The sequence below is a fragment of the Okeania sp. SIO3B5 genome, from assembly GCF_010692555.1.
Classification (GTDB): Bacteria; Cyanobacteriota; Cyanobacteriia; order Cyanobacteriales; family Microcoleaceae; genus Okeania.
In genome coordinates, this window is record NZ_JAAHHG010000354.1 from 1 (window position 1) to 10,456 (window position 10,456).

A 10,456-nucleotide genomic window follows, 5' to 3' on the forward strand; every position below is an offset into this window, starting at 1 on the left:
ATATGGAGCGATCGCTTGCCTAACGCTTACCAAAACCAGAGTTTCCTATAGGTTTTACATTACAGTTTCACTCCTCTGCGCAGTTTTCTGGTAAGCAGGAGCAGCGACACTTTTTAGAAGCATGGGTAGAAATGTATAACGAAACATTTATCGATCATTGGAATTTCCATGATTTGACAGTTGAGAAGTTAGAACATAAAATGAGTTACCCTGACTACAGGCAAGACTTGGATTTAGTTGCGCTGACTGCTGATGGTACATTTGCAGCTTTTTGTATTTGTTTTATTCGCCCAGAAGATAACCAGCGCAAAGGAACTAGAGAGGGGCGGATAGCCGATCTGGGAACTCGCCGTGGTTTTAGGGAGCGTGGGTTAGGAAAAGCTATGTTACTTTCTGGAATGGAGCGTTTACAAGATGTTGGTATGGATAAGGCAATACTTGGTGTTGATGCTGAAAACCCGTCGGGAGCAAATAGACTTTATGAGTCTGTGGGTTTCCGTAAAGTTCATACTAAAATTATTTATGGCAAAGAACTTTAAAAATTATCCTGATCTATTGAAAATTTAGATGAATGACTTCGGTAAACCCCCTATAAACAAAATATTATTAGGAGGATAATGGTAGAGGCAAGCAGAGAAAGCCAAAATCTAAATACCACTCGTTTACTTTCAGGTAGCGCTTACCGCCGAGGTATTTTGAGTGGATTTGATTTACTTAACCGTTTACGGAGTTCCCCTTATAAAGCCCAAAGTCCAGAAGCAACTTTGGACTTAGATCAAATAACGAGCCATGCAGCCCAAGCTGTCGCAATTTCAGTGGCATTCGGAATTGTGGCTGTAGTAATTTGGCTTGTCCAACTTTTCTTGTTACTGCTTTATAACCATAATAAATACCACTATTATTATGAGAGTAATGAGTTTTTATTTTTCTTGGTTGTAGCACTCAATATTGCTGGTTCAGGCATTGTGGCATACGAACTTGTCTATTTGCGTTGGTCAATACCTCGTCGGTTTCTTCGACGGTACTATAAACCCAACCCTAGTATCGGGGGGATAAACCTGCTGACAAGACCTATATTTAGATTTCTTAAACAACAGCATATCATTCAGCCTAACCCTTCCCAGAATGTTATTACTTTTGCAAAGTATCCATTTCTTGGAGCTGGGAAAAAAATTTCAGAGTGGACAATAGCGATAGATCGCAAGCCTTCTAAGAATGAAGCAGAAAAGTCTCAGTCATCCCAGGAACGAATACAGATTCCAGTAAATGAATTTTATAGTGCTGCTGATTCAGAGGTAGCTAAACTTCAACTTTCTGATGTGCAGCAGCTTTCTTTATTATTTGTTGACGGATTTGAATTAAATGCTGATGGCCAAATTCTCAACAAAACACAACTTAGTCCAGAAAGTAATCTTCCTGAAGAGCAGGTCTGGAGTTTAGGGGAGGGAAATTTGAGTGAGGAACGGCGTGCTTATCGAGTGTATCGTTATTCTAATACAGAAAGGGATCAGCGTCTTTCTTACTTCCTGCGTTTTTACAACCTCGGTTCTATCACTTTCGTAGAAACATCTACCCATATACTGTTCGGAATTGATCGACAGCGCTTTAGCCTAACATCGACTTTGAAGGAGGGTAAGTTTTCCAGAATAGTCAAAACGGTTTTGGTTACCTTTTTGTTGTTTTTAATTGGTGCTTTTACAACATATTATCTTGGTGGTTATGCCTTAGTTGGACTTTTGTATCTTGTAGTGTTTGTTAGTCAACTCCTAACTTGGCGCTCAGAAGACAAAAGAACGAGGATAGAAGCTAAATTCCAAGAAGAATATAACTATGGGTTATTCCAAACCTTTCGTGAATCAATATCAGATCAATTCTATGATAGCTACTATGGTATACAAGACTTAATAATGTATTGGAAGTCAATAGACCAAGCTGTTTTAGCATCAATTATAGAGATGCTTAAAGGCCACGGAGTTGACACATCCCAGTTTCAGGAAATGGCGACAAATATTATCAATCAGGGAGTCATGGTAAGTGGAGGCAACTTCACAGCAAATCAGGTTACAGCAGGGGCAAACTCCACATCTATCATGAGTAATAACTCTAGGGCAATAGCGAATCCAGTAGGTAGTTCAATAAACTTAGAAAAACAGTAGAGGACATAGGAATTTAAGTTATGAATCAAGAACAAGGAAACCAAGGAATTGTTGTATCAGGTGGTTCTTTTTCAGCAGAAATGGCTGTTGCTGGTAAAAATAGCAAAGCGATTCAGATTAAAAAAATTGCTGGTGAACTGCAAGCTTCAGGAAAAGAAGAGGTTGCTAAATTAATTACTGAGTTGCTAGAGTCTATTGAAGTCCACTCTAGCAAGGTTGAAAACAAAGAAGAAGTAGTTGAGGCTGTTCAGGAAGTGGCTAAGGAGGTCAACAAAGAAAAGCCAAATAAGCTAACACTAAAAAGTTTGCTGACAGGAATTAAAGATGCCGTTGGCTCAGTTGCAGAAATTGCTGGAAAAGCTGTGCTATTGCAAAAAGCAATTGCTCTAATGACGGGAATGCCTAATTTATAGTTTGATAGCGATCGCTTTGAATAGCATAATTTATTCTAATATCAAATCAAAAGACAAAATAGATTTGTCAATATAAAAAAGTTTCATCTCGCGCCCTAACTAGGAAAGCTTACATACTAGCCAAATGGTAAAGGCACTTGACTCATAATCAAGCTAGCGAAAGCTAATGTGGGTTCAAATCCCGCGTATAAACAAACAGCTTTCTTGACTTGCGCGAGATGATTAAAATTGTTTAATTCCCGCAAATAAAGAATAAAAAAATCTTAATTCGATAATTTATAAAAATTACTAAAAATATAATTTTCATCTCGCACCCTAACAGAAAAAGCTTACATACTAACCAAACAGCCCTTGATTTGGATTCAAGAAAATGCGGGGTAAGTTCCTGTGTATGAATAAATAGCTTTTTTGACTTGTGCGAGATGATTTAAGAACTGCATAAAAGCGTTAATTATAATTGAATAACAACAAAATATTAAGAGCATTATTTATTAATAAAAAAAATTATTTGTCGTTAATATTCAATAAAAAACAATGTCAGACAAATCTCGGTTACAGCTTTCAAATGAAGCCTTAAGTTACTACGAGAGAGGTGAAGAAGAGCAACGTTTGTCGAAAGATGAAGGAAAGCTGGAATTTGCTCGCACTCAAGAACTTCTCAGTCGTTTTTTACCCGCTCCTCCTGCTGTTATTTTCGATGTCGGTGGTGGTTCAGGTGTCTATGCTTTTTGGCTTGCTCAACAGGGGTATGAAGTTCATTTGATAGATGCAGTTCCTCTACATATACAGCAAGCTCAAAATTTTTCTCAAACTCAACCTAATTATCCTCTTGCAAGCATGGAGGTTGGAGATGCTCGTCAATTAGAGCAACCAGACAAGAGCGTTGATGTTGTTCTCCTGTTTGGTCCCCTGTATCACTTAACTGAACGTAGCGATCGCTTAACTGCTTTGCGTGAAGCTACTCGAATCTTAAAAACTGGTGGTCTTTTGTTTGCTATTGGTATTTCGCGCTTTGCTTCAACTTTTAGTGGATTATTTCAGGGAAATTTCAACGATCCAGAGTTCGTAGAAATTGTTCGACGAGATTTAGCTGAAGGTCAGCATCGCAACCCTAATAACCACCCTGCTTACTTTACTACAACATTTTTTCATCATCCTGAAGAACTGAAAACAGAGGTGGAAGAAGCAGGTTTATATTGTGAAAAAATGTTAGCTGTTGAAGGAGCGGGTTGGTTACTTCAAAATTTTGAGGAAAATTGGAATGATCCCAGTCGTCGTGAAAGAATGCTAGAAGCTATTCGTTGGATAGAAGCAGAACCTTCCTTATTAGGAATGAGCGCTCATATTATGGCTATTGGTAAACAATTAATAATTAATAATTAATAATTAATAATTAATAATTACCTCTTCTTTTCAAGGAGAGGATTGACGCGGAGCGTTATTTATTTTTCTTTTTTATCCTTTTAAATAGAGGCTTTAAATCTTAATTATTCGGCAAAAAAATGAGTAAATAAAATGTTTGTTTGAGCAGTTTAGTCGATAAAATTTTAGTAGATACATTTTTTATTATATGGAGAAAGCATCATGTCTATAAAAACTGATGAAATATTGGAAAAACTCAAATATATCACAATGTTGGAAGCTACAGAACTGGTGAAACAAATAGAATATTATTTTGGAGTAAGTGCCAATAAAATTACTGTAGTAAAACCTATTGAAATTGTCGATGATGATAATACAAATACTCCAGAACCAAAAACTATTTTTGATGTTGTGTTAGTGGAATTTCCTCCTAATAGTTTAATTGCTGTAATGAAGCAGGTACGGGTATTGACTCAATGGGGTATACGGGAAATAAGAGATTCTTTGTATAATTTACCCCAAATTATTAAATCTAATGTCAATATTCAGGAGGCCGAACAGATTAAGCAAAAATTTGAGGAATTAGGAGCAATAGTTGATTTGAAATAATTTTATTATGTGCAATAAAAATATCTATTTCACCAGTAATGAGTTAGAAAATCTTGTCAGAGAATTCAATAATTGTACTTTACCAAAAAATAATTGGACTCATGCTGCACATTTAATTGTTGCGCTTTGGTATTTGACTAACTATTCCGAGTTAGAGGCAATAAATAATATTCGCGATCGCATCAAAAAATATAATGTTGCAGTAGGTACTAAAAATACTAAATATAGTGGTTATCACGAAACAATTACGCTGTTTTGGGTGAAAATGATTCAGAAATATTTGACTACAAATTCAGCGAATAATTATTTTGCAGAAAATGCCAATAATTTAGTCAACTTTTACGAAAATTCAGCTTTACCTTTTGAATATTACAGTAGAGAATTTCTGATGTCTGAGTCAGCTCGAAAAAATTGGCTAGAGCCAGATTTAAAACCTTTGTAAAAAAAATTGGTGGTGGTGCATTTTCAAGAATTTAGAATTTAGAATTTAGAATTTAGAATTACCTCTTCTTTTCAAGGGGAGGATTCACTCAAAGGAAAATTTTTATTTATTATCCCCTTAAAAGGGGAGGCTTTAAACCCAATTTTTTGGTAATTATTTTTGTTAGGAGAACAGTGGGAGCATCTTGCTCCCGTATTCGCCGACAGAATACCCGCACTAGATATTGTTTGTTCCTATCTACCATTACGTGATTCGGGACTACCAAAATTTTTAAAGTTGAAAGCTATAACAATTAGCAGTTATCGTCCCGCCCTAAACTAGAGAGGTTACTGAATAATTAATAATGAATAATGAATAATGAATAATTAAGAGTTGATAGTTAATAATTATTCATTCAACAATTCACGCCTTGAAGCCTCCTCTTTTAAGGGGATACAAAAAAAATATTTTAGTCAATCCTCTTCTTTTAAGAATAGTTCATTAATGGATAATGGATAATTGATAATTGATAATTACCTCTGGTTAAAACCGAGAGGATTGAATATAAGGAAATATTTTTTCTTTTTTTCCCCTTAAAAGGGGAGGCTTTAAACCAGAATTATTTAATTATTAATTATTAATTATTCGGTAATTATTAATTATTAATTGCTGAAATATACAACTTATTAGGGAACTTATAAGTACAAAAAAAACTGAATTTGCGTGGCTTTTTTTTCATCATAAATATTAATACAAATACTCCGAAAAATGCCAACAATAATTGCATCATAAAAGTAAATTTCTTGTAATTAAATTAGTTAACAACGAACATTTATAGGTTATCAAGTGTTTAAAAATACCTTATATTTAACATTAAAAACATGACAGGTTTTTTATCTTTTTGAGGCGCTAAATGGCAAGATAACCACACTACAAAAATTCAGTAGTTAATATTTGTACCTCATATATTTAGAATTTGCTGTAACTGATAACTGATAACTGATAACTGAAATAAGGAGGTAGAAAAAATGTCTAAAACTAAAATGAATAATGATGAGCGCGACTTACGTTTAGAAATGCTCAATAGTCTGCTCACAACACCACACCGTCAATTAGAAAAAGTAGCAGAAATTCATCAATTAATTGTTGAGTTAGACCCAATTTTTTACGGTCATTTAGCAGTATGGTATCAAAACAATGGTGACGTGCGCGATCATCAAGAAGTGTTCCTCGGAAACTTGTTAACAAGTAACCTCACAGAACACCGAGATGCTGGTTTTATCATGCTACAAAATTTCCCACCATACCAGGTGTCACGCATTGTAGACTTTATGAAACAGCAACGAAATAAAATGCCACGTTCCGCACGCACTGCTGTTACACGTTATCTACGGAAGCGCGAACAAAAACCAGAATTTTTTGACCGGGCAGCTCTCCGTAACCGCAAGGCAATGAAGCACCTATATGCGACTTTGCACATTAAACCTAACTCTCGTGCTGATGCTATCTTGTTTAAGGAAAGACCTCCAGAGGATAGTTTGGCTTTCATGCTCAAGCAGTTGGCAAAAGTAGAAACTCCAGCAGAACAAGCAGCATTAATAGTGGAACATAAAATTCCCTATACTGTGGCAGTGGGAGCAGTGAAACAGTTGACACCTACTGTTTTAGTAGCACTGATAAACTCCATGTCACCCCAGGAAATTATCAATAACCTGAAGTCTCTGACTGCTCGTGGTGCCATGGAGCATCCAGAGGTAAAAGCGTTAGTTGATGAGAAACTGACTGAGGCACAAAAGAGCGATCGCGTGTCTGCTTATAAAGCTAAGGTTGCTGCTGATGCTGCTCAGGTAGATGCGGAAACTGTTGCGAAACTGGAGCAAGTGACAAATGAGCAAGTGAAAAAGCGCGGTAAAATTTCTTTGCCAACTGCTTTACTTGTGGATAAATCTGGTTCTATGGAAAAGGCGATCGAAGTTGGTAAGCGTTTAGCTGCTTTGGTTTCTGGTATTACTGAAGCGGAACTATTTGTCTACGCTTTTGATACTATTCCTTATCCTGTTACTGCTCAAGGTACAGAATTGAGTGACTGGGAACGTGGTTTCCAACATATCCGCGCAGGTGGGGGTACAAGTTGCGGTTGTGCAGTAGAAGCAATGCGACGTAAAAAGCAAGTTGTCGAACAATTTATTCTGGTGACAGATGAAGGGGAAAATACTGCACCCTACTTTGCTGAAGCTTATACTGCTTATTGTCGAGACTTGGCGGTAATGCCAAATGTGGTTATCGTGCGTTTGGGTAACTATGCTTCTAATTATGTGGAAAGTCAACTGAAGCAGAAGCAAGCACCAGTGGAAACCTTTACTTTTAAAGGTGACTACTATTCTTTGCCAAACTTGGTACCAATGTTGTCTCGGAAATCACGACTGGAGTTGTTGATGGAAATTATGGAGACTTCATTGCCAGTTCGTGATGATAAGGAAAGTCAAAAGTTAAAAGTCAAAAGTCAAAAGTAAGGAAAGTCAAAAGTTAAAAGTCAAAAGTCAAAAGTAAGGAAAGTCAAAAGTCAAAAGTCAAAAGTCAAAAGTAAGAAAAGATACAACTGAGGAAAGTTAAAAGTCAAAACTAAGAACAAATACAACTAAGGAAAGTCAAAAGTTAAAAGTCAAAAGTCAAAACTAAGAACAAATACAACTAAGGCAGAAACCGGGAAGGAAAGTCAAAAGTCAAAACTAAGAACAAATACAACTTTTGTCGATGAAATTTTGTGATTTTAAAATAATCAGGGCAATAAACCCGGTTTCTTTTTTAATGGAAAAACTATGAAAGATATGCAGAAAGCTTATCAGGTAGCTGCTGTTGCTGTAAAGCAAAGATTTACTGAACAACGTCCTGAAGATTTAGCAATTTTAAATCACATTAGCAAAAAGAATATAGCTGTTTACTCAGGTAGTTATGACCATGTTGAAAAAATTTTCCAATGCTTAAAACTACCAATACAAATAAATCCTAATCCACAAAAACTGGATGCCAAAATTATATTTGTAAACTGTTCTAATTCCTATGAAAATTAACTAATTAATGCTCTGAGAAAACAGGTAGAAAATGGTAAATGGTTAGTAACTTCCGATTGGGCATTAGGTAATTTTATCGACCATGCTTTCCCTAATACAATTCGTTGGAATAAACAACATACTAGAGATGAACTTATTTCTGTAGAACCAAGTTTAAATAGTTTGTGGTCAGAAGTAGTAGTATTGGGAGCAGATCCGCAATGGTGGTTAGAAGCTAGCAGTCATCCTATTGAAATACTTAATCCTAAAGTTACTATTGAAGCTGCCAGTCACGATCTTTTAGTACGTCATAAAGCACCAGTAGTAGCAGTTCCTTTTGGAAAAAGGGACAGGTTTTTCATGTTATATCATGTCCGGTTGAACAGTGATAAATAAATAACTACGGAGGAGTCAGTCCTCAGGAGTCAGGAGTCAGGAGGAAAGAGGGAAGAAAGAAGAAGAACTGGAGTTGAAGGAGAAAGTTTTTTTATCACTAATTATCCGGACATGATATTATTAGCCATTTTTGGTGCAAACGCAGTCGAGCTTTGACTAAACGACATGAAGGAATTTGTACTGACTTTATGGAAGCAGGAATGCGGTTAACTGATGATGGTATTAAGAGGGTTTTGTCTGAAACTAATATTAAACCAGATAGTCTTAATTTTGCTCAATTACAAAGTGCTGCTACTGCAACTGAGTTGGTAGTCCAGTTGTGCGTTGGTGCTATTAAAAGCACTACAGCAGAAGGAAGAAGGAAGAAAGAAGAAGGAAGAAGGAAAAACCTTGCGTTGTCTGAGTTTTAAGCTTTTTATCTGTCAAACACCTTTGCTTCGACTGCTATAAACTGCAACGTTATAGTTATGGAGAATAATTGTGACAACTGATAACTGAAATGACCAAGAGAAAATGGAATTCCGTATTTCAAGCCTCCTGTTTTCCTAAGTCATGCTGCGGTAGAAGGTACTGATAACTGATAACTTATAACTGATAACTGAAATGACCAGAAGATACAATTCAAAAAAGCCTAATCTTCTTTATCAAAGATTAACAGAAGCATTAGAAAATGGTACTAAAGTCCGCATTGAAGCAGAGGAAACTTATTATGGTCTTCCCGTTAGTGTAACGGAAGATTTTGTGGAAATTATGGTATTAGTGCCACCAGATGAATTTGATGAAGAAGATGATACTTTTAAACAGGTGACATGGTTGATTCGACTTGCCTCTATTTTTGCGATCGCATATCCTACAGAATATTGGTCAAGTGCAAGATTAGAAAGACTATTGGAAATAGGTGTTACCGAATAATTAATAATTAATAATGGCTTTGTTGCACAAAAGACGATCTGGTAAGCTATTTTTTTGCTAGTCCCTTACTCAAGCGTTGGCGGAGCCTAGCGGCAGCTATATCGCTAACTTTAGCGAGATAGATATTTGATTTACTATTGTCCAATAGTTATCTTGAGTTGAGATACAGTCATAGGAAAGCAAACGCTAACTTTAGCGAGATTAATATTTGATTTACTATTGTCCAATAGTTATCTTGAGTTGAGATACAGTCACAGGAAGAGCAAACCCTAACTTTAGCGAGATAGATATTTGATTTACTATTGTCCAATAGTTATCTTGATTTTAGATACTCTCAAACGAAAGCAAACCCTAACTTTAGCGAGATAGATATTTGATTTACTATTGTCCAATAGTTATCTTGAGTTGAGATACAGTCACAGGAAGAGCAAACCCTAACTTTAGCGAGATAGATATTTGATTTACTATTGTCCAATAGTTATCTTGATTTTAGATACTCTCAAACGAAAGCAAACCCTAACTTTAGCGAGATTAATATTTGACTTACTATTGTCCAATAGTTATCTTGATTTTAGATACTCTCAAACGAAAGCAAACCCTAACTTTAGCGAGATTAATATTTGACTTACTATTGTCCAATAGTTATCTTGATTTTAGATACTCTCAAACGAAAGCAAACCCTAACTTTAGCGAGATAGATATTTGATTTACTATTGTCCAATAGTTATCTTGATTTTAGATACAGTCATAGGAAAGCGATCGCTAACTTTAGCGAGATAGATATTTGATTTACTATTGTCCAATAGTTATCTTGATTTTAGATACAGTTATAGTCAAGCGATCGCTAAGTTTAGCGAGATAGATATTTGATTTACTATTGCCCAATAGTTATCTTGATTTTAGATACAGTCACAGGAAGAGCAAACCCTAACTTTAGCGAGATAGATATTTGATTTACTATTGCCCAATAGTTATCTTGATTTTAGATACAGTCATAGGAAGAGCAAACCCTAACTTTAGCGAGATAGATATTTGATTTACTATTGCCCAATAGTTATCTTGATTTTAGATACAGTCATAGGAAAGCAAACGCTAACTTTAGCGAGATAGATATTTGATTTACTATTGTCCAATAGT

General features: G+C 35.7%; 11 protein-coding genes and 1 tRNA gene. All 12 read left to right on the forward strand.

Annotation, left to right across the window (positions count from 1 at the left end; translation table 11 throughout):
* The first annotated feature begins 47 nt into the window (after positions 1-47).
* The 12 genes from F6K54_RS31570 to F6K54_RS31625 all read left to right on the forward strand — a co-directional run bounded on the left by F6K54_RS31570 (position 48) and on the right by F6K54_RS31625 (position 9,319).
* Entirely contained in the window at positions 48-539 is a 492-nt protein-coding gene (locus F6K54_RS31570) for a GNAT family N-acetyltransferase (RefSeq protein ID WP_366558287.1), read from the forward strand.
* A gap of 78 nt (positions 540-617) precedes the next feature.
* Positions 618-2,156: a hypothetical protein gene (locus tag F6K54_RS31575; protein ID WP_293086781.1), complete on the forward strand. Its 1,539-nt coding sequence runs from the start codon at positions 618-620 to the stop codon at positions 2,154-2,156.
* A gap of 20 nt (positions 2,157-2,176) precedes the next feature.
* The gene (locus tag F6K54_RS31580; RefSeq protein ID WP_293086783.1) at positions 2,177-2,569 is read left to right on the forward strand and encodes a hypothetical protein; all 393 of its coding nucleotides are present in this window, start codon (positions 2,177-2,179) and stop codon (positions 2,567-2,569) included.
* Between the two features lie 115 nt (positions 2,570-2,684).
* Positions 2,685-2,760, forward strand: a tRNA-Met gene (locus tag F6K54_RS31585).
* A 343-nt stretch (positions 2,761-3,103) separates the two neighbouring features.
* Positions 3,104-3,952, forward strand: a complete 849-nt coding sequence (locus F6K54_RS31590) for a bifunctional 2-polyprenyl-6-hydroxyphenol methylase/3-demethylubiquinol 3-O-methyltransferase UbiG (protein ID WP_293086786.1) — start codon at positions 3,104-3,106, stop codon at positions 3,950-3,952.
* Positions 3,953-4,153: 201 nt separating this feature from the next.
* A complete protein-coding gene (gene rplL, locus F6K54_RS31595) occupies positions 4,154-4,540 on the forward strand; it encodes a 50S ribosomal protein L7/L12 (RefSeq protein WP_293086789.1) in 387 nt (128 codons plus the stop codon).
* Between the two features lie 7 nt (positions 4,541-4,547).
* Entirely contained in the window at positions 4,548-4,982 is a 435-nt protein-coding gene (locus tag F6K54_RS31600; RefSeq protein WP_293086792.1) for a hypothetical protein, read from the forward strand.
* Positions 4,983-6,004: 1,022 nt separating this feature from the next.
* Entirely contained in the window at positions 6,005-7,474 is a 1,470-nt protein-coding gene (locus F6K54_RS31605) for a hypothetical protein (protein ID WP_293086805.1), read from the forward strand.
* A 306-nt stretch (positions 7,475-7,780) separates the two neighbouring features.
* On the forward strand, positions 7,781-8,032 hold the full coding sequence (locus F6K54_RS31610) for a hypothetical protein (protein ID WP_293086795.1): 252 nt from the start codon (positions 7,781-7,783) through the stop codon (positions 8,030-8,032).
* 162 nt (positions 8,033-8,194) lie between these two features.
* The gene (locus F6K54_RS31615) at positions 8,195-8,407 is read left to right on the forward strand and encodes a hypothetical protein (RefSeq protein WP_293086798.1); all 213 of its coding nucleotides are present in this window, start codon (positions 8,195-8,197) and stop codon (positions 8,405-8,407) included.
* Between the two features lie 152 nt (positions 8,408-8,559).
* Complete coding sequence (locus tag F6K54_RS31620) at positions 8,560-8,817, forward strand: hypothetical protein (protein WP_293086800.1); 258 nt, start codon at positions 8,560-8,562, stop codon at positions 8,815-8,817.
* A 193-nt stretch (positions 8,818-9,010) separates the two neighbouring features.
* Positions 9,011-9,319, forward strand: a complete 309-nt coding sequence (locus tag F6K54_RS31625; RefSeq protein WP_293086803.1) for a hypothetical protein — start codon at positions 9,011-9,013, stop codon at positions 9,317-9,319.
* Positions 9,320-10,456: the final 1,137 nt, after the last annotated feature.